The sequence below is a fragment of the Pseudoalteromonas sp. 5Ae-yellow genome (assembly GCF_014077565.1).
GTDB lineage: Bacteria > Pseudomonadota > Gammaproteobacteria > Enterobacterales > Alteromonadaceae > Pseudoalteromonas.
The window spans coordinates 14,044-36,471 of record NZ_JACGWD010000016.1 but is presented as its reverse complement, the minus strand read 5'-3'; the positions used below and the strand labels follow the sequence as shown (position 1 = coordinate 36,471).

The window sequence follows — 22,428 nt, the reverse complement described above, 5'->3', positions numbered from 1 at the left end:
GTAGTTATAGTGTAGTCATTTATTGATATAAAACGAGCGCCTTTTCTGCTTGTGCACTATTTTTATAACTTAAAACAGCTTGTTCAGAGAACTGTTTTTTATTGCTACTATTCAGTGCTTTATCAAAAATCCTAGCTGCTAAGTCATAATCACCTTGCGCGTTGGCCAGGCAAGCCAATGCAAGTAATAATGAGTTATTTGAATCATCCTTCTTAAGACGATCTTGGATGCTTACTTGCAGTTTAGCTGCATCAGCAGACGTCGCTTTACTTAATATATTAGCCAGTTGCGCATGCTGTTCGTTGTGCTTAACCATTTTAATTAGGTCACCCTCAATAACAGCCAATTGACCCGCTTGCGCCATTTGCATTAAATAAGCAGTGTGTGCATGAACTTGCAGTTTTTTAGGTAGCTGTTTATATTTTTCACTCAGTTGACCTGCATCTAACGCATAAAAGTAAGCACTAAATAACTGCGTCCACTGTGCATCAGTAAGTGCTTTTTTGCGCAGTAAACGCGGCAAAAAGTCTTCCAGCGCACTAAAGTGTTGTTGCTGTACTAATACTTCTGCATAAAGTTTTAACTCAAGTGCGGTGGCTTTTTTAGCTTCTGCGCTAATACGCATTTGTGATTCAATCGCGCTACTATCGCCACTTGCCAACCATAGCTTTGCTACTTTTAGTTGATGCTCTGGGCTTATTTCAAATAAACGCTCAAGTGCTTTATCTGTTTGATTATTAGCAAGCGCTGCTTTTGCAAGTAATGCTAAGCGAATATCTTCAAACTTATCTGGTACGCTATTACCCGATAAAGCCTGTTCTACGTGCTCGTAATCATCATTAATAGCACTCCACAGAGCCTGCTCAATAGCTACTTGTTTGCGCTCTTGGCTACGTGCAAAAAAGCCATGCTTAGTATTATGATAAATCGATAATAAATAACGAATTAACTTATATGTTAAATATAAAACAACAGCGGTAATGACTGCCATTATACAAAACGATACTATCGTGCCTTCTATCGTCGTATTGTTAAATGAAATAAGTACATAACCTTTTTCATCTAGAACAAATGGAGTAACCGCTAGTACAACAACAATAGCTACAATTAAAATAATTAGCCCTATCATTGCGCCCACTCCTTAACCTTTTGTGTACTGTTTAAGGTTACTTTTGGATTAAAGTTAAGCTGCTCTTTTTCAAGTTTAGACAACGCTTTAAGTACCGTTTTAGTTGTATCATCGTCTTGCTTAAAGTACTCACCAACTAAACGTTTTGCTTCACTTAAGGCGCTAAAGAAAATACTCGCCTGCTTACTCATAAGTGCATCTTGTGCCTGAGTTATATTAAGCTTGATTCGTTGATTTATTAAATGGCGCTCTTGATCCGTAAGTAATGGCTCAATGGAAACACCCTCGTGCTGACGAATAGTAATAAAGCTATCCACAATTTTATTCCAGCTATTACTCAAGTTTTGCTGCCAATCACTCACATCACCACTTAAAGCATTTTCATCTATTGCAGCTGCTTCTTCTGGTAAATTAACTGCATTAAAAACTAAGTCGTCAATACTGCTTAGTACACTGTTTAGCTGTAAATAAATAGCCTCTGTTGCAACAGGTTTAAGGCTATCAAGTGTTTGTATATCTTGCATAATCGCTTGGCGAACTTCAACTGTTCCTGGGTGCTCACTAAGTAATCCATCTAAGCGCTTTAAAACAGCACTAGTGCCTTGGTAGTCTTTTTCAGCCCATAGTTTAAACTCAGCCATACGCTGTAAGCTGGTTACTTCTTGCGGGTTTAACGATGAGCCTTGTTGCTGCGCCTTTTGCAAAGCCGCTTTTAGTTCTTGCTGATTTTGAGTTGCACTTTCACTGAGTGCTGCGGCAACTTTTTCTTCACTATTAAACAGCGCTTGTTGCAAATTAGATTGCGCCGATTTAAGTGCTTGCAGCTCCTGGGTGAGTAACTTATTTTGCTCGCTTAACTCATTAACGGCTAGGTTTTGCGCCTTACCAGCATTTAATTTTTGATAAAACTCGTAACCCACGCCTGAGGCCACAATTAACGAAATAAGAAGCGCAAGTACTGCAACCTTACTTATTTTTTGTTTACTTTTGTCTGCCGTACTTTTTGTAGCTGTAGGGTCTTGCTTAGTTGATTTAGCAGAGGTCGTGTTAGCTATTGTTGGTGTGGCTTTTTCTGCCGTTACTGGCTTTGACTGTTCGCTCATGTTGCTACCTTGCTGATTTATGCAGGTAAACATAGCATTATCGCTAGCCCCTGCTGCAATGTGTATATTAGCCGAACTTACCTGTTGCAGCTTTAAATAAGCGGCTATACGCTCGCTAGCAACATAAAATCGGCACTGTTGTAACCATTGTAGTTGGTGTGCAGTAAGGCTTTTAAATATAGCATCAACTGCTGCATTACTTGTTATGACTATACCGTGTACATTCTGGCTTTTCCAGTGGTCTGTCCAGTTGGAGGTGATACTCTCTGTAGGCTCACGTTTGTACACAACACAATTATTTAAAAAAGCACCGCGCTCTTTGAGCGTTTTAGCTAACTCAGGGCGGCCACCTTGGCCCTTAACTAATACTATATTACAGCCATCCACCTCGGCGAGTGATTTAAGCGCAAGTAACCCTTCTGAATCATTCTGCTTTGGTACTGCTGCGCGCACACCAAATTGCTCATATATAACATCGGCTGTTTGTTGTCCAACCGCATAAAACTGCGCTTTGGTATTTATATCTGGTTTTAATTGCGAAAGTGCACTGACTGCATCTTGCGATATAAATATTATTTTATCTGCATTTAATAGCGGGCTAAGCTCTGTGCTGGAGGGTGTTAAATGTGTTATTTTTAATACCGGAAATAAAGACGCCTGATAACCCGCTTGCTCAAGTTGCTGTGCAAGGGCTGCGCCTTTTCCTTCGGGCCGAGTTATCAGAATATGTGTCATTTATGCGTCTCTATAAACTTCAGCTAATATTTTGTCTGCACCTTGAGCTAGTAATTTTTTAGCAAGCTCAATACCTATTTTTTCTGCGTCATTTACATGGCCGGTTACTTCGTCACGTAAAATTTCGCTGCCATCAACAGCACCAACTAAACCACGCAAATGTACCTGCTCGCCATCGACTAATGCATAAGCACCAATAGGAACTTGGCAACCACCTTCTAAATAGCGATTCATCGAACGCTCTGCGTTTACGCGAATACGTGTTTGGGTATGCTCAAGTGGTGCAAGTAATGCTTTTGTTACTTCATCATCAATACGACATTCAATACCTACAGCGCCTTGACCATTTGCTGGTAATGACACTTCTGGCTCAATGTAGTCAGCAATACGCGACTCCATTTCTAAACGAATAAGCCCTGCAGCTGCTAAAATAATAGCATCATATTGGCCGTCATCTAATTTTCCTAAACGCGTATTTACATTACCGCGCAAATCACGAATATCTAAATCAGGGCGAAGTGCCTTAATTTGGCACTGGCGGCGTAAGCTCGAAGTACCCACAATAGCGCCTTGTGGTAGCTCACTTAAATTAGCAAAATTGTTTGATACAAACGCATCACGCGGATCTTCACGCTCACAAATAGTATGCAGTTCTAATCCTTCTGGGAATTCTACTGGTACGTCTTTCATAGAATGTACGGCAATGTCAGCTCGGCCATCTAACATAGCTTGCTCTAGCTCTTTAACAAATAAGCCTTTACCGCCAATTTTGGCCAAAGGCGTATCTAAAATTATATCCCCTTGAGTCGACATTGGGACTAATTCTACGCGCACATCTGCATGAAAACGCTCAAGCTCTGCTTTTACAAATTCGGCCTGCCAAAGTGCTAGAGCGCTTTTGCGCGTTGCGATGCGTACTAATTTTGTTTTTTCTGTCATAGGGGTATCCAATTAATTACTGCGTTTAGCTAGTTTTAGTCAGCTAAAATTCTAAACTCTTTTTGGGCAATTAAATTGCCTTGCTCATCAACTACATCAACACGCCAATGGCCTGTTTGTGTGTCCATGATATTTTTTGTTGAGTACGTTCTGTAGCGAGGCGAAGTAACATTAAGTGTAATTTCAGCCATAGTTTCACCTTCAAACGACCAAACATGCTTAACTTGCTGGCCTTGAAGATTTTTAATCTCACTAAAAAACGATACACCTTCATCAAACTGACTTAATCTAATATCAGCAGCAAACACATTAGTGGGCTCACGCTTACTTACTTTACGAGTAAGTACCGCACGGCTAATTTTACCCGTGTCTATTTGCGCGCCCAAAGCCACACTTGCCACTTGTGCTGTCGGCGAAAAACCTTCAGTGCCACTCAATGCGCCATCATCACTTTCTAACTCTAAAAGTAAGTCGCTTTGACTTGCTGGCTCAGTTACGTTTTGAGCTTCTGCGGTTTCTTCTTGCACATCATTATCAAGGTTTGAGTTTAACTCTGTATTAATGCTTTCGCTTTGTTTAGTAACACTATCGTTGTTAGCCAATAAAACAGGGGGATTATTTACAAGCTCAGCTTCATCAGATGTATTACTTGAAATGCTTAGTTGAGCCTCATTTTGCTCAGCTGACAACGGTTCAATCCGAGCTTGCATTACCTCTGCAGGCTCATTAGGGGTATTGTTTACTGATGATTCAGGCTCAACTTCCGTTACTTCAAGGTTTGTCTGGTTTTGAGCGTTACCGCTAAAGCTTAAAAATTGCTCCTGCTCATTTGGATGCTCACCTTGCTCTGCATTAACAGAGGTGGTTAAGCCATAAACAACTGCTGCAGAGGTCATTAATACCAACATAGCAATACTCACAATACGACGCCAATTCCACTCGTAGCTTACCGTTGGTACGCTCTGTTGTAATTCGCGTTTAACATTTGCTTTTATAACTATTTTTTGACTCATATTGACCTCAGCGGTTCCAAAATTAGCTTAAACGAGCAATTAACCATTGGCGAATAGCTTGCAATTCTTCTGCGCAAACTTGATGAGCCATTGGATATTCTTGCCAGCTTACATCCATGTTATGTGCTGTTAATACTTCAAACGCATTTCTACCCGCACTGTGCGGTACAACGTTATCTTGGCTACCATGAGCCATAAATACGTTTAAATCAGTATGTTTTGCTTCATCAGCAAATTTGTGTGGCAAACACATATAAGTAGAAAGCGCCATAACACCCCCAAGCTTTTGCTCAAAGCGCGGCGCTAAATGCAAAGACACAACACCACCTTGAGAAAAACCAGCTAAAATTATTTTATTAGCAGGAATGCCATTAGCAATTTCTTTATTAATTAACTCTTCTACCTTTGCAGCAGAATCTCTTACGCCTTGTTCATCGGCACGCTTATCTAATTCTATAGACTTAATATCGTACCAAGAGCGCATTTCCATGCCACCATTAATGGTGACCGGTTGCACTGGCGCATGCGGAAAAATAAACCGTATACCAAGCTCGCTTGGTAAATTTAGCTGCGGGGCTACTGGCGCAAAACCATCCCCAGAGTCACCTAAACCATGTAACCAAATAACCGTTGCTTTATGTTCACTTTGGGCTGCATATTCTACAAATTCTAAACTCATAGTGATGATTGCCACTTAACTTCTTGGCCTGCTTGGCGAGTTGAGGCTTCATTTATAAACGCCCAAAATTCAGCGCCAGAGCGGTTATCAATCCATAACCCATCACGCATTTCAAAATGATGTCCGTTAAACTTAGTCGCAACCCATACTTGATGAAGAGGTGCTTGCTTATTGATCACTATTTTACTTTTATCAGGAAAAATAATTTCTAAAATACCTTGTGCCGATTCATAATCTAAATCAGCTTCGCAATCATCAACCTGCTCTTCAATAGTGAACATAAGAGCTTCGGCTAATTGGTGATATTCGTGTTCAGTCATTGTTATTTCCTTTGCAGGCGAGCCGCCTAATATTGGGTACGTTTTAGCTTTAAATTAGCTTTAAAAATGTGCAGCTAGGGCCTGTTAACCTTTCAGGATTAAAATTTGTTCTATCTAGGGGCGATTTAATCGCGGCGCGAGGTTTGTAACCTAGTGGACTAAGTTAAAACCGAGCAACAAAGAGTAAATCATTCCTAGGACGAACCCAACGGGCAGCGCAAATTCAACCTCGAGAGATAAACAAGCCTTAGTGTAACAGGAATAAAATCATCCGCGAATAGCTGCATTTTTTAGATATTCTGTTACTCTGCGATTATAAAGCCAGCAACCGTATTAATCTAATGAAAGCGACACATACCTTACAATTAAAAAAACTATTAATAAGCACTGTACTGTTAAGCGCCTTAGCTGGCTGCGGACAAAGCGGTCCGTTATATTTACCAGAGCAACAAACAGAACAAAACCAACCTCAAAATACAGCTAAACCAGCCACTACCGCTGAGCAAGCCAAAACATCGCAAAGTCAGGAGCAATAAATGGATTATTTTAACTACAAAAACAACCAATTATTTGCCGAAGACGTCAGTGTGGCAAGCATAGCGCAGCAATACGGTACGCCGTGTTATGTGTACTCGCGCGCTACATTTGAACGCCATTACTTAGCGTTTGCTAACGCCACTAAAAATCATAAAAGCTTGGTATGTTACGCCGTAAAAGCAAACTCAAATATAGCCGTGCTTAATATATTAGCGCGCCTAGGTTCGGGTTTCGATATTGTATCCAAAGGCGAACTTGCGCGTGTAATTAAAGCGGGAGGCGATGCTTCTAAAGTGGTTTTTTCAGGCGTGGCTAAAACAGCAAACGAAATAGCGTACGCATTAAAGTTAGGCATTAAATGCTTTAACGTTGAATCAGCCTCTGAGCTTGAGCGTATTTCTGAGGTGGCTTGTGAGCTAAATCTAGAAGCGCCTATCTCTATTCGCGTAAACCCCGATATAGATGCAAAAACACATCCGTATATTTCTACCGGTTTAAAAGAAAATAAATTTGGTATTGATATTCAAACCGCCGTAAGTGTCTATCAACGAGCCGCAGCACTACCTGGTTTAAAAGTAATTGGTGTTGATTGCCATATTGGCTCTCAATTAACGCAAGTTAGACCTTTTTTAGAAGCCCTTGATAAATTAATGGCGCTTATTGATGAGCTAAAAACCAACGGTATTGAGCTAACTCACTTAGATATTGGTGGCGGTTTAGGCGTGCCATATAATAATGAGCAACCACCACACCCAAGTGAATATGCAGCACAAGTTACCGAGCGCTTAGCTAACTACAAACACCTTGAACTTATTTTTGAACCAGGACGCGCCATTGCAGCTAATGCGGGTATTTTGGTTACTCAAGTTGAATTTATTAAACAAAACCAAGACAAATTTTTTGCCATTGTCGATGCGGGCATGAACGACATGCTTCGCCCTGCGCTTTATCAAGCGTGGCAAAAAATTATTCCGGTATCCGTTCGCGACGACGAAACACCTACTCACAACTTTGATATTGTGGGTCCCGTGTGTGAAACCGGCGACTTTTTAGGAAAAGACCGTGAACTAGCGCTTAAACAAGGCGATTTACTTGCACAACGAAGTGCGGGTGCATATGGCTTTACAATGAGCTCAAACTACAACTCGCGCCCGCGTGTTGCAGAAATAATGGTAGATGGTCAGCAGCATCACCTTATCCGTGAACGCGAAACTATTGAAAGCCTTTATCAAGGTGAGAAAGTTTTACCATAAACGTTTTTGTCTACTAGCTGCTCTGTGGCATGATTAGCACAGAGCAAAACCGAATTAGAGCGCTATGTTAGTTAATTTTTCCAAAATGCACGGCTTAGGTAACGACTTTGTTGTGATTGATAACATTACACAAAATGTTTTTTTGTCGCGAGACCAAATCAAAAAACTGGCAGATCGCCACTTTGGCATTGGCTTTGACCAATTGCTGATGGTTGAAGCACCATATTCACCTGATCTCGACTTTCATTATCGAATTTTTAATGCCGATGGTACCGAAGTAGAACAATGCGGTAACGGCGCACGCTGTTTTGCCCGCTTTGTACGCATGAAAGGCCTTACTAACAAGCACAAAATTAGTGTATCGACTAAGTCGGGCAACTTAACGCTCTACATAGAAAAAGACGGTCAAGTAACTGTTAACATGGGCCATCCTAATTTTGAGCCAAGTAAAATTCCGTTAAAAGCCAGCAAACGCGAGCTTACTTATATTATTAGAACGCAAGAACACACTGTATTTAGTGGCGCGGTATCTATGGGTAACCCACATTGCGTGCTAGAAGTTGACGACGTAACCACCGCGCAAGTTGATATATTGGGTCCATTACTTGAAAACCACGAACGCTTTCCGCAAAAAGCGAACATTGGCTTTATGCAGGTTGTATCGCAAGAACACATTAAGCTAAGAGTGTGGGAGCGTGGCGTTAACGAAACCCTAGCCTGTGGCACAGGTGCGTGTGCAGCAATGGTGATTGGTCATATGCAAAATAAATTATCAACAACCGTTCAAGTAGATTTGCCGGGCGGTACTTTGCAAGTGCGCTGGAGTGGTGAAGGTCACCCGGTACGTATGACTGGTCCCGCAGAGCATGTGTTCGACGGGCAAGTAGCGCTATGAGCGAGCTAAGTAAAGAACAGGTTATTAATTACTTACAGCAACATCCTGACTTTTTAGTTCATCACCCCGAGCTACTCGCACAACTTGAGCTGCAACAGCAAGCTCAAGGTGCAACGTCACTAGTACATATTCAGCAACGTCAATTACGCGAGCACAACACGCTTTTAAAAAGCCAAATAGATGCTATGAGCAAGCATGCAACGCAAAACGAGCTCGTATATCGTTTGTTTAGCCAATGTCATCACCAGCTTTGGAATCATGACGACTTTGACACTCTTGCAAATAACCTACGCAATATAATCTGCTCAAGTGAAGATGTTAACGACTGCAAATTAGTAAAATATAACCCCGAGTACGACGAGCTTATTGCGCATCGCCTTACCCATTCTGGGCATTATTTAGGGCGAATTAATAAACAAGAGCGCGAACAATTATTTAGTGAAGATACACAATCCGTCGCTATTTATTTAATTGGCGACACCAAGCACCCTATCGCTATTTTGGCGTTTGGTAGCAGTAACGTAAACCATTTTGAGCCCGCTCAAGATAATCTTTTTGTACTCGACTTTATAAACGCATTACATCTGCGGTTACAAAAACTAGCATGAGTGACGATGCGCCTAATACCTCTGAGTTAAGCGACAACTGGCGCGCACCCATAACGCTATTTAGCGATTATTTAAAGTTTGAAAAACAATATTCAGCGCACACAGTTAACCAATACGTAAGCCAACTTGGCTTTGCTGCCCTTTATTTTAGCAAATTGTGTGACGACTGGTTTGGCGTGCAAGGCGAGCATATTCGCCGCTACAGCATGGCGCTGCGCTCAAAACAATTAAGTGGCCGTACAATTAGCTTAAAGCTCAGTTGTATTCGCAGCTTGTATAAGTTTTTAAAAGCAAAAAATATTGCCGAGCAATCGCACTACCATAATCCGGCAATAGGTATAAAAGGCCCTAAGTTTGCGAAGCCTCTACCTAAAAATCTCGATGTAGATCAAATGGCACGCTTACTCGAAATACCCGACGACGAACCTCTCGCAATTAGAGATAAAGCGATGATGGAGTTGATGTATTCATCAGGGCTGCGTATAAGCGAGTTAGTTGGCGCTAACATGCAAGATATTAGCGCTGCCAATGGCGAAATTTTAGTGCGTGGTAAAGGCAATAAAGAGCGGTTAATTCCGGTTGGTAAAAAAGCGTTAGACGCACTAAAAAAATGGCTCACAATACGCCCTCAGTTTGCAAAGCCCGATCAAATAGCCGTATTTTTAAGTAGCCAAAAAAATCGTATTTCAATTCGCCAAGTGCGTCTGCGTATGCAAGAGTGGGGAATAAAACAAGGCATTAGCTCGCAGGTTCACCCGCATAAGTTACGCCACTCGTTTGCGTCACATATTTTAGAATCATCTGGTGATTTACGCGCCGTGCAAGAGTTACTAGGGCACAGTAGTTTGTCGGCTACACAAGTGTATACGCATTTAGATTTTCAACATTTAGCCAAGGTGTACGACAATACCCATCCTCGCGCAAAAAAACGAACTGATTAGGAAGTAATATGATCCGATTTAATCGTGCTATTAAGCCATTTTCTGTCATGAGCTTTGATTTAGACGACACGCTATACAGCAATCACCCTATTATAAAAGCAGCCGTTAAAGCCCAACAAAATTATTTAAACGCGCTACCGGGCTATCAAGAGCAAGGTCCAAAGTACTGGCAACTATGTCGCGAACTTGCCGTAATACAAAACCCAGATCTCGCAGATGATGTAACTAAATGGCGCAAACACACCCTACGTTTAGCGCTTTCTAAACTTGGGTTTACCGCAGATGAAGTAGAGCGCCATGCAAATGCCGCCTATAACGCCTTTGCCGACGCGCGCAGCAACATAGTAGTAAGCGATGACGTACTTAACTTACTAGATAACCTAGCCAAACACTTTACGCTTGTTGCAATTACTAATGGTAATGTTGAAATTGAACGCTTTAACTTACACGATAAATTTGAACTCGTACTGCAAGCAGGTATGCACGGTAAAGCAAAACCTCACACCACTTTATTTGATAAAGCAGCCGCACATTTAAACGTTGCTAAAAGCGATATTTTACATATTGGTGATAGCCTAGATACCGACGTGCAAGGCGCAAATAATGCCGGTTGCCAATCGGTATGGTTAAACGACCAAGACGCTAATTATAGCTATAAAGGGCTGGCTGATATTGAAATAGCCAATATTCATGCATTAACGCACTTTATAAAATAATACCAATTGCATTAAATAAGAGGTAATAATGAGTCACTATGCCAAGCTAATCACCTTGCTATTAATTGGCTCACTTAGCCTTAACGCTTATTTATTGTGGCCGCAGCCTGCGTTAACTCAAGTACAAAAAACGCAAGGTGCTGAAAAAAGCATATCGCCTAAACAGCAAAATACGCTATTAAATACGGCAAAGCAGCAGTTTAAACAACACCAATTTGAAGCCGCACTTAGTAGCTATGAACAACTCAAAAACAGCAACCCAGAAAGTGCAAAAAACCTTTATTCATCGTGGCTAGTGCAGCTTAAAATATGGCTAAATAGCAACTTATTACTTAGCGAATCATTTCTCAATGCGCTATTAAATAACAGCCCTTATAACGTCGAATTACTTAATTTACAGGTTGAATATTTAATAAATAGCGAGCAAACACAAAATGCCATTATTGCTTTATTTGAGCTGAATTCATTACTACCTGCTCATCAGCAAAACAACGAAAACATACGCTTAAATACGCTCACTCAAAACGAATTACACACATTAACTGAGCAACAAAATTGGCAAGCTATTATTGAGCAAACACAAATTTGGCTTGATTATAAAAGCGATAACGCGCAATTTTTATATCCGCTTGCGTATGCCTACTATCAGCAAGGCGATTTAATTAGCGCACAAGCAACCCTTGATCGAATGCCAAACCAGCACAATCTGAAAAGCCAAGTGCAAACACTGCAAGCGATGATCAATAAAGCACAATCGCAAGACGACTTTGTTGCTTTAACGCCTTACGGCGCGCATTACTTAATAAACTCCGAAATAAATAACAATCTATCGACCGAACTAATGATTGATACAGGTGCAAGCGTGACCTCGCTACCTACAAATATTATTGAGCAAATTTCGCCACAACCTTTATATTTAGGCGATGTAACGGTAAATACAGCTAATGGTCGAATTGTTGTAAAGCGTTATCAAATTGAATCGTTTAAAGTGGGCTCGCAAATTATTTATGGTTTTGAAGTGTTGAGCATTGAAAACACACGCGGACAAGGTTTACTAGGAATGAACTTTTTATCGCGATTTAAATTCAATATAAATCAGCAAACAGATGAGCTAGAGTTAAGCGCTAAATAATTAAAAATCCAAAGGTAACACATGACACTAAATAACTATTTAAAAGCACTTGCTGAAAATCCAAAAAGCATTCAATTTACCGATACAGTGGCCGTGATAGAAGCAAATTACGACTTTACTGCATGTGGCTTTAATAACCATGGATTACTTAGCTCTGCGAGTGAGAACAACGGCTCGTGTAAAATTTTTGCATTTGCTAAATTAAACGATTTAAGTAAACAAAATACGTTGGATTGTTTTGGTAAGTTTTACCGAGAAGACGTGCTGCAAAACCCTAAAGGGGATGATCACATGAACATTCGCACGTTTATGTTAGCACCAGAGGCAACACCTTTTTTAGGTATTACCTTTGAAGGCGAGCCACTAAAAGCTAAATAGCCAGCAAAAATTAAAGTGATTTTTCCATAAAGTAACGCGTACCTGAGCGCGGGTAATTATTAAGTTGATACTTAACACTATAGCCGCGCTTTTCATAAAAGGGTTTTGCTTGAAAATCAAGTGTATCAAGCTGAGCAGTTGTAGCACCTAGCTCAATAGCAGCTTGTTCAAGTGCCGTTAGCAGTTTATCTGCAAGCCCTTTACCTCGCGCACTATCGCTACACCAAAGCCAACTAATCATCAGCCAATTTCCAAACACACTCCCACTAATACCGGCAACAAGCTCGCCCTGTTCATCAGTAAATTTATAGCCTAATGGCACTCTTTGCGCATCAAAATGCTGGGCGTTAAATTCAACCATTTGTATGCGAAGCGCTGAGTTTAACTCATCGGTATTATCTGCTTTTAATTGATACATGTGCCGCCCTTAAAAGAGCAGATACTAGCAAACTAGTGCTATCAATACAGATTATTTTTACCATAAGGTACTTCAAGCATATTGCTGCTGGTTTTATCCGGCTGGCCGCACATTTCGTCGTAAGCGCTTGTTTGCCTTAACATCATCTGTGCGTACGCTATTTTTTCAAAACGCTTTTGTACATGCAACGGACTAAGAGATCTTAAAAACTCACCGCTGTCTTCTGTTACATAATATTCAACGTTATTAATCATTACCGATACTTGATAAAGCGCCATATCTAACGAGTGAACAATGACTTTTTGTAGCGGCTCGTGCTTTTTTAACTGTGAAAATTTAATACCCATCTTGGCTACCTTTTTATATTTAACCTGAGTTCTTGTTATTTAGCATTATCGATACGCAGCTTTGCTATAATCACGATCAAATTTTTATTAGCCGCTGGCGTCACACGTTATGAGCACAAAAATCCGACTCGCTAAATATATTGCCCATGCAGGTATTTGCTCTCGTAAACAGGCATCGCGTTTAATTGATGAAGGTGTGGTGACTGTAAATAATCGCCCAGCGAATCATATTGATCACGTTGATGAGCAAGACGTTGTTATAGTGAACGAAAAAGAAATTAAAGGTGCTGCCGATTTAGTTTATTTTGCGTATCACAAACCAGTAGGCATTGACTGCAAATTAAATATTGATGACCCAGCAAGCCTTATTCACCATTTGCCTACACTTACCCGTGTTTACCCTATTGGTCGATTAGATAAAGACTCGCGTGGGTTGCTTATTTTGACCAACGATGGGGATTTTTGTAATCAACTAATACATCCTGACTTCCACCAGCCTAAACATTATTTAGTCACCGTAAATAAGCCTTTAGACGATGCTTTTTGTAAAAAAATGGCAGCAGGCGTACCCGTTGATAAACACATAACCCTGCCTTGTGAAGTAAATAAAATAGCCAGTAATCAGTTTAGTATTGTTTTAAAGCAAGGGCTAAACAGACAAATACGTAAAATGGCGCATTACTGCGGATACAAAGTAATTGATTTATTTAGAGTGCAATTTAGTGACCTCACCCTTTCAAAGCTAAACCTACCTGAAAACCAATATATACAAATTAATAAAGCCGATATTTCAAAAATCTAATATCAAGTCACTTAATTACATCTAAAAAAGTTAAAAAATAAACTTGCAATTAAAGATTACGGGTGTAGTCTTTAATTAAAGATTACATTTGTAGGCAATAGCATGATTGAGTTATCAAAAGCAGAGTTTGACGTGCTCGACGCACTTTGGATTAACTACCCCGCCACCGCGAGCCAAATAATTGAACGCTTAAGCGACGATAAGCAATGGCACGAAAAAACAATTAAAACCCTACTAGGTCGACTAGTAAAAAAAGGCGCACTTACATTTGAAAAAGAAGGTCGCCAATATATTTATACTCCCTGTATGGAGCGCGCCGACTACACCCTAAAAGAAAGCCAAAACTTTATTGAGCGCTTTTTTAGTGGGCGTATTGCGCCACTTGTAAGTGGTTTTGCTAAATCGGAGCAGCTTTCTCAGCAAGATATAAACGAGCTTAAAAAAGTTATAGATGACTGGGAAAAAAACCAAAAATAAGGGATTAACATGGTTATTCAAACTGGTTTTAATTGGTTGATTGAGCAGCAATTACTATTAAGTATTTTGTTTTGTGGATTTATTTTACTCGAGCGATTTGGTTTAAAAGCCCTTGGCTCACGGTTTGTATATAAATTAGCATGGCTATTACCTGCAGCATTGGTTATTGCTAATTTACCAAATGCGGTTAAACCACTGCAAAGTAGCAATATTAGTCATTATTTAATCACCCCTAACCAGCCCTTTGCACATGGAATGGGTATTAGCTGGGCGCTCATGTATGTACTTATTACTGCAGGGTTATTAATAGCTAGCTTTATTACACATACCCGTTTTGTTAAAAATCTGCAGTTAACTGAGTTAACACAATTTGAAGGTACTCTTACCACTGGTGTTAATGCTTATACCAGCCAACATGTAGCCACGCCAATGGTGATCGGGATTTTAAACAGCAAGCTAGTGTTACCGAGTAACTATAATGCGCAATTCGATAAAGCCACATTAGCGCTTATTTTAGAGCACGAAAACGTACATATTAAACGCAAAGACAACCTAACAAACGCACTTATATTACTGCCTACTATTTTACTTTGGTTTAACCCACTAGCTTGGGCTTGTTACGCAAGCATGCGCCGTCTACAAGAGCTAACTTGTGATGAACGGGTACTTGCCAATAAAACCACACAACAACACATTTTATACAGCAAAGCCTTAATAAGCTGTGCGGCAAATGCGCCCACAGGACTTATGGCTTATTCACACTACGGAGATAAAAAAACGATGTTACAACGACTTACTAATATAAAACACAGCGGGGAGCGTTCAAAGTTTGCTAAAGGTGGCTTATTACTTGTAGCCGCAAGCATGCTAAGCGGCTTAGCAATTGCAAAGCAACCAGAAGTAAATAAAACGCAAGAGGAACATATTTCACCAACAATACGCATTGAACCTGCTTACCCAATAAAAGCAGCTCAACAAGGGATCAGCGGCTCTGTTGTATTAAAATACGATATTGCAGCAAACGGTAAAACAAAAAACATTAGTGTTATTCAATCTAAACCTAAAGATGTTTTTGATAAATCAGCGAAAGAGGCACTAGCAAAATGGAAATATAAAGCATCTGATTCAGGTTTTGAAGATGTACTTGTACAACTAGATTTTGCGATTAATAGTGAAGTGGCACCTACCGATTTAATTGAGCGAATTAAAGTATCGCATTAACGCCACCGGGTTGTTCAAGACTACAAAGCAAGCGCCCTTTTAGGCTGCTTGCTTTGTGGTTTTACGCTATAAAGTTATAAACTCACCACAATCATGGCAATCGCCGTACCCAAACCAATAAACCACGCTAATGAGCGAATTATATCTAGGTTCATATAGTAAAATACGCAATACAAAATACGCGACACAATATGCGTAACCGCTAACATTTCGGTCACTGCACCTACAGAGTTAGTGCCGAGTACAACTGCAATAGCGACAGCAAAAACAGCAAGCGATTCAAAACAGTTTTGATGAGCAGCGAGCGCCCGTGCACCAAAGCCGGTTAATTTTATTTGTTGCGCCCTTGGGTGTTTATTGTCGTATCGACCTAATTTTGCCATTGCTATAGCAACCGGCACTTTTGCAAAGTAAGGCATTAATACCGCAAGTAATGCACATACAACTAATGTTGTCATAATTTATCCTTTTAATGTTTCGGATAATTTAGCATAAGCGCAATAAAAAAGCCGCCAGATACGTTTATGACAAACTCTGGCGGCTAACAATAACATCAGACCTACTATAGCTAAATTTATCCTCAAACCCGTGCGACATAATGTCGCAGATGATGAATATTCAACATCACGGTTAATGCATCGCTTTACTTCACAAAGCTTGTTAACTTTACTGCCTTACATTTTAACGATGACAATCATGACCTGGATATTTTTCACTTTTTTAGCCGCTTTCATGCAAGCATGGCGTAATGCCCTGCAAAGTAAATTAAGTAACGATGTGAGTGTTGCTGGCGTAACCCTCTCCCGCTTTATTATTGCAGGCCCTATTGCTGGCGTGTATTTATATGGTTTGTATCAATATCAAGATACCACCATGCCTACATTTAATAATGCCTTTTGGGGATTTATTGTAGGCGCAAGTGTTATGCAAATACTTGCTACCGGTTTAATGGTTAAGTTGTTTAAAATGAATAATTACGCTGTAGGTGCTGGTCTTGCCAAAAGCGAGGCGTTAGTAGCTGCCATTTTAGGTGTATTATTTTTTGGCTCGGCACTTTCTTTGCTTGGTTGGCTTGGTGTGTTTTTTGGCGCTATTGCCGTATTGCTGCTCAGCGGCATAACAAGCGTTAAACACTTTAATGCTAAAACTGCATTACTAGGCCTTGCTTGTGGTACTTGCTTTGCACTTACCTCACTGTGGGTACGAGAAGCGAGTTTAAATTCAGGGTTACTATTCCCACATTCTGCCGCTTGGGTTTTACTGTTTGTAATCAGCCTACAAACGCTAATACTACTTGGCTATTTATTATTAAAAGAGCCGCAAACACTCAGTAAACTGTGGCAATACAAAGGCACTACAGCCGCAATTAGTGTTTTTAGTTGTGTCGGCTCTATTGGTTGGTTTAGTGCAATGAGCTTACAACATGTTGCTTACGTTAAAACACTTGGACAGGTTGAAGTATTTTTTACCATGCTAATTGCCGTACTTTGGTTAAAACAGCCACTTAAAAAACAAGATACTGCAGGCTTAATACTCATTGCTATTGCCGCTATTTTGGTAATGTTACCGTATTAATGGCAGCATAAAAAAGCGCAGGCTTTTACACCTGCGCTGTTATAATTTTTTATAGTTTTAATAACTGATTCTAAGAGCTGATTTTTAGCGTTATCACACCACTAATAATCATTAATACTCCCGCAATACGACCAAACGTAGCGGCATCGTTATAAAACAATATACCCACTAAGAACGTACCTGCAGCGCCAATACCTGTCCATACGGCGTATGAGGTGCCCATAGATATTTGCTTTTGGGCAAGCCACAACATAAAACCACTAGCAACTAAAAATGCCACCGCTATTGCTATGCCTTGCCAACGAGTATCTGGGTTTTGCGACACCTTTAAACCTATCGGCCAGCCAATTTCAAGTAAACCGGCAATAACCAAATAAATCCACGCCATTAAACATCTCTCTTTTTCAATATAACTTCATATAAATCTTCGCGGCGGTCTTTTAAGTTACGCACTGTGCCTTCGCTGTGAAGAATTTTTAACTTATCCATATCAAGGTCACTAAATAACAGCATTTCTGTATTAGGTGTGGCTTCGTTAAGTGTTGCATCGTGCGGGAACGAAAAATCAGAAGGCGTTAACACTGCCGATTGTGAGTACTGCACATCAAGGCTTTCTACTTGTGGTAAATTACCTACCGAGCCTGCAATAACTACATAACATTCGTTTTCGATTGCACGTGCTTGTGCACAATGGCGAACACGTAAGTAGCTATTTTTAGTGTCTGTCCAAAATGGCACAAACAAAATATCTAACCCTTGTTTTGCTAATATGCGCGATAATTCAGGGAACTCAACGTCATAACAAATTTGAATACCTACACGCCCGGCATCAGTTTCAAATACAGCAATTTTGTCGCCGCCTTGAATAACCCAATCGTTTTGCTCATGCGGGGTAATGTGTATTTTACGTTGCTCGTCTATTTTACCGCTACGGTGACATAAATAACTCACGTTATAAATTTTATCATCTTCGGCAAGTGGCATAGAGCCAGTAATTATATTGGCGTTGTATTCTATTGCCATACGCGACATCGCGTTTTTAAACGTTTCGGTATATTCGGCTAAATAACGAATCGCTTCCGTTTGGTTGCTTTGATTTCCTAAGCCCATTAGTGGTGCGTTAAAAAACTCAGGGAATAATATAAAGTCACTTTTGTAGTCAGATACGGTATCTACAAAGTATTCAACCTGCTTTAGCATTTCTTCAACCGATTCAACGCAGCGCATTTGCCATTGCACAGCACCTACACGCACTATTGATTTAGTTGACTCAAGTACCGTGTCGGTTGGTTCATACATAATGTTATTCCACTCAAGTAAAGTGGCGTAACCAACGGACTCTTGATCTTCCGGTAAATACTTTTTAAGTAAGCGTTTTACCTGAAAATCGTTAGATAACTGAAAGCTCAAAATAGGATCGTATAATTCTTTTTGATCTACTTTTGCAATGTATTCCATTGGCGTCATTTCACTACTGTGATTAAAATAACGTGGAATACGCCCACCCGCTAAAATAGCGCGTAGGTTATATTGGCGGCACAGTTCTTTACGGGCATCATAAAGGCGACGACCTAAGCGCATGCCTCTGTGAGTTTCGCTAATAGCAACATCTAAGCCGTATAGCGCATCGCCGTCGGTATCGCTAAATACACGGTCGTGGCCATCTGCAATATCTTCGTATGTATGCGGGTTTGAAAAGCGTGTGTAATCAACTTGCACGCTCAGCGCTAAGCCCACCAGCACGCCGTCATCTACAATACCTATTTGTCCTTCAGGAAATTGGTCTATTAATCTAAAAATGGTATGACTTGGCCACGCACCACCTAAGTCGGGATACGCTTGATCCATCAAGGTTTTAATTTGCGGATATTGCTCTCTGGTTAAGTTACAAATTTCAAGATGGGTTTTTTCTGCCGACATACACAACTCCTTTAGGCATAAGAAAATAAAAGCCGAATGCACTTTAAAATACATTCAGCTTTGTATCATGTTTTTTACTTTAGATGTACTACTTTAAGCTGCGGTAAAAGAGTGTGGTTACTTTCTCTTTTGGTAACCAGCCTGCGTATTCAAGATTCAGCTCAGCCAATGGATCGGCTTTAAGTACTTGCTCTAAGCTTGCATTATTTTGCATTGCTTTTAGCATTACGTCTTTCGCGCTTTGAACTAACTTACCATACGCTATTAGTCCTGAACGGTCACTTACCTTACCGTACCCTGGTATTACTTTAGTGTTGTCGTCAATTTGTTTAACTACATCGTCTACTGCCGCTAAAATACCATTAACGCTACCGCCGCTATCTACATCAACAAACGGTAAGCTACCAAAATTAAAGTAAATGTCGCCCATGTGTACTATGTTGTCGTTACTAAAAAAGATAACTGAATCGCCATCGGTATGTGCATGCTCATAATGCACCACATGGGCGTGTTCGTTATTAAAATGCAGTTTTAAATCGTGACCAAAACTAATGCGCGGCAAAAAGCCTGACCCTTCCCCGTGCTGCTCTTCTAAACGTTTGTGTACATTGTCGTGTGCTATAACGTGTGCGCCTGCTTTGGCAAAGTTTTCGTTGCCGCCGGTGTGATCGCCATGATGATGCGTATTAATAACAAACTCTGCACTGCCTGGTTTTAAATCGCTAATCGTTTTTTTTATATCATCTGATAACTTGGCAAACTGATCATCAATAATATAAATGCCATCATCGCCTACACTTGCTGCAATATTACCGCCTTGCCCAAATAGTACGTATACATGGTCACTTAATTTTTGTGCTGTTACTGGGCCATCATCGGCTTGCGCTGTAGTGCTTAGTAATAAACTTGTTATTAATGCGGGTAGTATTTTTTTCATTTTAGTTCTCTGTTGTTTTATTAGTGATTATATAGAACGTGTTTAGCTATACTTTAGTTCATCGCGTAGGCTCTATTACTATTTGATGTATTAATTCTTGAGGTAATAAAGGCGTATGTTTGCCCTCTACATAGTCACTAAAACCCGCTCTATAAAATTCAGATAACGGATGCCCCGATTGACCACCCGGAATAGCTAAAATTGCACGTTCTAAATGACCTGGTTGAGCAATAAAGCGCTGCGATGCGCCAAAACTACGCCCTTGTACAGCGGGCATGTAACTATCGCCAAAACCTTGTGCTGTAGGCATATTTAAAAACTTAGCAAGTAAGGGGATTTGCTTTGCAAACGGATGCTCTATTACTAGCTCGTTTACCTTGCCCCACTGCCAACTTTGTACATTATTACCAAATTGCTCGGTAAGCTTAGTAACAGTTTGGCTAAATGCACCGAGTAATTGCGCATCCCAACTTTTAAATTGTGGGTTTAACCATGTGTCGGGTTTGTTGTTAATAAGCTGCCAAACTGCGGGCTCTAAATCTCGTTTTACGTATTTAAGTGTGCCTTGTTGTTTATTTAATTCATCTTCCATATTGCTAAATAAAATATTAATCACTTCATCGCGGTAGCGCTTAACTAAGGTATACCCTGTGGAGGTTGAACACGCACATTGCTGCCAGTTTTCAAGCGCTGTTATATATTGCTGATTTTTAGTTTGATCGGCTTTTAATTGCTTTAATAGCAGAGCATGCCAAGGCATTAAAAAGCGAGCTTGATTATCAAGTTGTAATGCGTAAAAGTCGCTCTCTGCAAATGTTTGTTTTTCAAATAATCTATCGCGTATTTGGCTTGAGCGCGCGCCCAGTGCATAGCCACCATTACCAAAACGGGTATTATCTTCAGCCGACACCACGCGTGAATTACCAGTCCATAATCGACCGCTTTGTGGGTTTTTAACAAATGGGCGTTGTAACTCGCTTTGCTGCCAAAGCGCTGAGTAGTCATCGGCATTTACGCCAAGTTCGCTAGGCGTTTTACGCGCCGGTATACCGCCCATGTTTTTCCACGCTGCGCTACCAAGGCTGTCTACCACCATTAGGTTTTGCACCGGAATGCCCACATCGCTTGCTACAGCAAGTGCATCATCTACCGTTTTGGCTTGCTCTAATTTTAATAACTGCATATTAACGGCATAAGGCTGATGGGCAGCCCAGCTCAACGCATAAGGTTTTTCGTTAATATATTTTACAGGTCCGTATTCACTGAGTATTAATGAATAGTTTTCAACCTCCCCATCGGGTAATGGGATAGGTTCATCAACTTGCCATGTTTTACTATCATCGTTTAATGCAATCCAATCGGCAGTATCTAAATAACCGTTAGTAAATCCCCATGCAACATTGTTGTTAGTGCCAACAACAATGGCTGGTGCTCCGGGCAGCGATACTCCGGTTACCTGAGTCTGCTCACCACTGTGCATGTAATTTAATTGTGCCCTGTACCAAATTACAGGCACTGCCATCGATAAATGCATATCATCCGACACCATTCCAGCCCCTGTTTTAGTAAGCGCTCCTGTAACAGCCCAGTTATTACTGCCGCGCTCTTGGTTTGATTCAATACTTTTAACTATATGCTTTGTTTGAGTTGGAAAGGTAGGTATGCCGTCACTATAAGGCGCTAATTTGCTGCCATCAAGCGCGGCTTGGTACTTACTCGGTTGCGTTAAAAAATCAACCATTTGCTTTGTGTACGCTTGCTCAATTTGAATAAGTGCTTGGTCGCGCTCAAATGTGGCGCTTTGTAAATCAAGGTACATGCTAAATATCACAAGTAGGCTGTCTTCACTTAGCCATGGCTTTTGTGCTGCACCTGTTAGTAAATATTCAAAGCTTGAATACCCTACTTGCGCTAAGCCTTCGTTTACACCTTGAGCGTAACTTTTAAGTAATTGCTTATCTGCCTCTGGCAGGGTTTGTAAAATAATTTGGCTACGTTTACGTAATTGATGAAAACGCATTTTTTTATCGAGCCCCAACGCTGCTTGGCCAAATAATTCACTTAACTCACCTGCGGCATTACGCCTTAGTAAATCCATTTGAAAAAATCGGTCTTGCCCATGCGCATAACCTAAACCGTAGGCGGCGTCGTTTCGGCTATTGGCGTTTATTACTGCTTGCCCTAGTGCATCTCGCGAAATTTTTACAGGCTCTGCTACCGCGTTACTGCGTCCGTTTCCATCAAGGGCGGGTAAACTTAAACTAAGTACCCCATAAACAACAGCGGTACTTGCCAGCCCTAATATTACAATTAATAACAACAAGCGTTTGATTACTTTAAACATCACCGTTTC

25 protein-coding genes are annotated in these 22,428 nt (G+C 40.6%); 12 read left to right on the top strand and 13 right to left on the bottom strand.

Going from position 1 to position 22,428, the window contains the following annotated elements; all coding sequences use genetic code 11:
- Positions 1-19: 19 nt before the first annotated feature.
- Genes H4J63_RS06635 through cyaY form a run of 6 tightly spaced genes read right to left on the bottom strand, consistent with a single transcriptional unit; the run spans position 20 to position 5,918 of the window.
- On the bottom strand, positions 20-1,129 hold the full coding sequence (locus H4J63_RS06635) for a heme biosynthesis protein HemY (protein WP_182195473.1): 1,110 nt from the start codon (positions 1,127-1,129) through the stop codon (positions 20-22).
- A complete protein-coding gene (locus H4J63_RS06630) occupies positions 1,126-2,967 on the bottom strand; it encodes a uroporphyrinogen-III synthase (RefSeq protein ID WP_182195471.1) in 1,842 nt (613 codons plus the stop codon). Before H4J63_RS06630 ends, H4J63_RS06635 begins: the two co-directional genes overlap by 4 nt.
- A complete protein-coding gene (gene hemC / locus H4J63_RS06625) occupies positions 2,968-3,906 on the bottom strand; it encodes a hydroxymethylbilane synthase (RefSeq protein ID WP_182195468.1) in 939 nt (312 codons plus the stop codon).
- Between the two features lie 35 nt (positions 3,907-3,941).
- Entirely contained in the window at positions 3,942-4,919 is a 978-nt protein-coding gene (locus H4J63_RS06620; RefSeq protein ID WP_182195466.1) for a DUF2914 domain-containing protein, read from the bottom strand.
- 22 nt (positions 4,920-4,941) lie between these two features.
- Positions 4,942-5,598, bottom strand: a complete 657-nt coding sequence (locus tag H4J63_RS06615) for an alpha/beta hydrolase (RefSeq protein ID WP_182195464.1) — start codon at positions 5,596-5,598, stop codon at positions 4,942-4,944.
- Positions 5,595-5,918, bottom strand: a complete 324-nt coding sequence (cyaY, locus tag H4J63_RS06610) for an iron donor protein CyaY (protein ID WP_002960979.1) — start codon at positions 5,916-5,918, stop codon at positions 5,595-5,597. Before cyaY ends, H4J63_RS06615 begins: the two co-directional genes overlap by 4 nt.
- A 341-nt stretch (positions 5,919-6,259) precedes the next feature.
- Between cyaY and lptM the strand changes: the two genes are divergently transcribed.
- The 8 genes from lptM (at position 6,260) to H4J63_RS06570 (ending at position 12,378) form a co-directional block, all read left to right on the top strand.
- The gene (gene lptM, locus H4J63_RS06605) at positions 6,260-6,454 is read left to right on the top strand and encodes an LPS translocon maturation chaperone LptM (RefSeq protein ID WP_024589651.1); all 195 of its coding nucleotides are present in this window, start codon (positions 6,260-6,262) and stop codon (positions 6,452-6,454) included.
- Positions 6,455-7,708 carry a diaminopimelate decarboxylase gene (lysA, locus tag H4J63_RS06600; protein WP_182195462.1) on the top strand — a complete coding sequence of 418 codons (1,254 nt, stop codon included), beginning with the start codon at positions 6,455-6,457 and terminating at the stop codon, positions 7,706-7,708.
- 64 nt (positions 7,709-7,772) lie between these two features.
- Entirely contained in the window at positions 7,773-8,603 is an 831-nt protein-coding gene (gene dapF, locus H4J63_RS06595) for a diaminopimelate epimerase (RefSeq protein ID WP_002960987.1), read from the top strand.
- Positions 8,600-9,211, top strand: a complete 612-nt coding sequence (locus H4J63_RS06590; protein ID WP_182195460.1) for a DUF484 family protein — start codon at positions 8,600-8,602, stop codon at positions 9,209-9,211. The genes dapF and H4J63_RS06590 overlap by 4 nt, the downstream gene beginning before the upstream one ends.
- Positions 9,208-10,152 (top strand): tyrosine recombinase XerC, encoded by a 945-nt coding sequence (locus tag H4J63_RS06585; protein WP_182195458.1) that lies wholly within the window; start codon positions 9,208-9,210, stop codon positions 10,150-10,152. The genes H4J63_RS06590 and H4J63_RS06585 overlap by 4 nt, the downstream gene beginning before the upstream one ends.
- An 8-nt stretch (positions 10,153-10,160) precedes the next feature.
- Complete coding sequence (locus H4J63_RS06580; RefSeq protein ID WP_182195456.1) at positions 10,161-10,868, top strand: HAD-IA family hydrolase; 708 nt, start codon at positions 10,161-10,163, stop codon at positions 10,866-10,868.
- Between the two features lie 28 nt (positions 10,869-10,896).
- Positions 10,897-12,000, top strand: a complete 1,104-nt coding sequence (locus tag H4J63_RS06575) for a retroviral-like aspartic protease family protein (RefSeq protein ID WP_182195454.1) — start codon at positions 10,897-10,899, stop codon at positions 11,998-12,000.
- Positions 12,001-12,021: 21 nt separating this feature from the next.
- Positions 12,022-12,378 (top strand): HopJ type III effector protein, encoded by a 357-nt coding sequence (locus H4J63_RS06570; RefSeq protein ID WP_024605941.1) that lies wholly within the window; start codon positions 12,022-12,024, stop codon positions 12,376-12,378.
- Positions 12,379-12,388: 10 nt separating this feature from the next.
- Here H4J63_RS06570 and H4J63_RS06565 read toward each other — a convergent pair whose 3' ends face one another.
- Positions 12,389-12,796, bottom strand: a complete 408-nt coding sequence (locus H4J63_RS06565; RefSeq protein ID WP_182195445.1) for a GNAT family N-acetyltransferase — start codon at positions 12,794-12,796, stop codon at positions 12,389-12,391.
- Between the two features lie 41 nt (positions 12,797-12,837).
- Positions 12,838-13,143: a DUF6482 family protein gene (locus H4J63_RS06560; RefSeq protein WP_182195441.1), complete on the bottom strand. Its 306-nt coding sequence runs from the start codon at positions 13,141-13,143 to the stop codon at positions 12,838-12,840.
- Between the two features lie 109 nt (positions 13,144-13,252).
- Between H4J63_RS06560 and H4J63_RS06555 the strand changes: the two genes are divergently transcribed.
- The 3 genes from H4J63_RS06555 (at position 13,253) to H4J63_RS06545 (ending at position 15,643) form a co-directional block, all read left to right on the top strand.
- The gene (locus H4J63_RS06555) at positions 13,253-13,945 is read left to right on the top strand and encodes a pseudouridine synthase (protein ID WP_182195439.1); all 693 of its coding nucleotides are present in this window, start codon (positions 13,253-13,255) and stop codon (positions 13,943-13,945) included.
- 102 nt (positions 13,946-14,047) lie between these two features.
- Positions 14,048-14,422: a BlaI/MecI/CopY family transcriptional regulator gene (locus H4J63_RS06550; protein ID WP_007377323.1), complete on the top strand. Its 375-nt coding sequence runs from the start codon at positions 14,048-14,050 to the stop codon at positions 14,420-14,422.
- A gap of 9 nt (positions 14,423-14,431) precedes the next feature.
- Positions 14,432-15,643 (top strand): TonB family protein, encoded by a 1,212-nt coding sequence (locus H4J63_RS06545; RefSeq protein WP_182195436.1) that lies wholly within the window; start codon positions 14,432-14,434, stop codon positions 15,641-15,643.
- A 74-nt stretch (positions 15,644-15,717) separates the two neighbouring features.
- On the opposite strand, the gene H4J63_RS06540 is transcribed toward H4J63_RS06545, so the two are convergent.
- Positions 15,718-16,101 carry an MAPEG family protein gene (locus H4J63_RS06540; RefSeq protein WP_182195434.1) on the bottom strand — a complete coding sequence of 128 codons (384 nt, stop codon included), beginning with the start codon at positions 16,099-16,101 and terminating at the stop codon, positions 15,718-15,720.
- Between the two features lie 238 nt (positions 16,102-16,339).
- Here H4J63_RS06540 and H4J63_RS06535 point away from each other — a divergent pair, with 238 nt between their 5' ends.
- Positions 16,340-17,218 (top strand): EamA family transporter, encoded by an 879-nt coding sequence (locus tag H4J63_RS06535; protein ID WP_409072676.1) that lies wholly within the window; start codon positions 16,340-16,342, stop codon positions 17,216-17,218.
- A gap of 70 nt (positions 17,219-17,288) precedes the next feature.
- On the opposite strand, the gene H4J63_RS06530 is transcribed toward H4J63_RS06535, so the two are convergent.
- The 4 genes from H4J63_RS06530 to H4J63_RS06515 all read right to left on the bottom strand — a co-directional run bounded on the left by H4J63_RS06530 (position 17,289) and on the right by H4J63_RS06515 (position 22,419).
- A complete protein-coding gene (locus H4J63_RS06530; RefSeq protein ID WP_076925559.1) occupies positions 17,289-17,606 on the bottom strand; it encodes a multidrug efflux SMR transporter in 318 nt (105 codons plus the stop codon).
- Positions 17,606-19,138: a carbon-nitrogen hydrolase family protein gene (locus H4J63_RS06525; protein ID WP_182195432.1), complete on the bottom strand. Its 1,533-nt coding sequence runs from the start codon at positions 19,136-19,138 to the stop codon at positions 17,606-17,608. The genes H4J63_RS06530 and H4J63_RS06525 overlap by 1 nt, the downstream gene beginning before the upstream one ends.
- 88 nt (positions 19,139-19,226) lie before the next feature.
- Positions 19,227-20,075: an MBL fold metallo-hydrolase gene (locus tag H4J63_RS06520; protein WP_182195429.1), complete on the bottom strand. Its 849-nt coding sequence runs from the start codon at positions 20,073-20,075 to the stop codon at positions 19,227-19,229.
- A gap of 58 nt (positions 20,076-20,133) precedes the next feature.
- A complete protein-coding gene (locus H4J63_RS06515; protein ID WP_182195427.1) occupies positions 20,134-22,419 on the bottom strand; it encodes a penicillin acylase family protein in 2,286 nt (761 codons plus the stop codon).
- Positions 22,420-22,428: the final 9 nt, after the last annotated feature.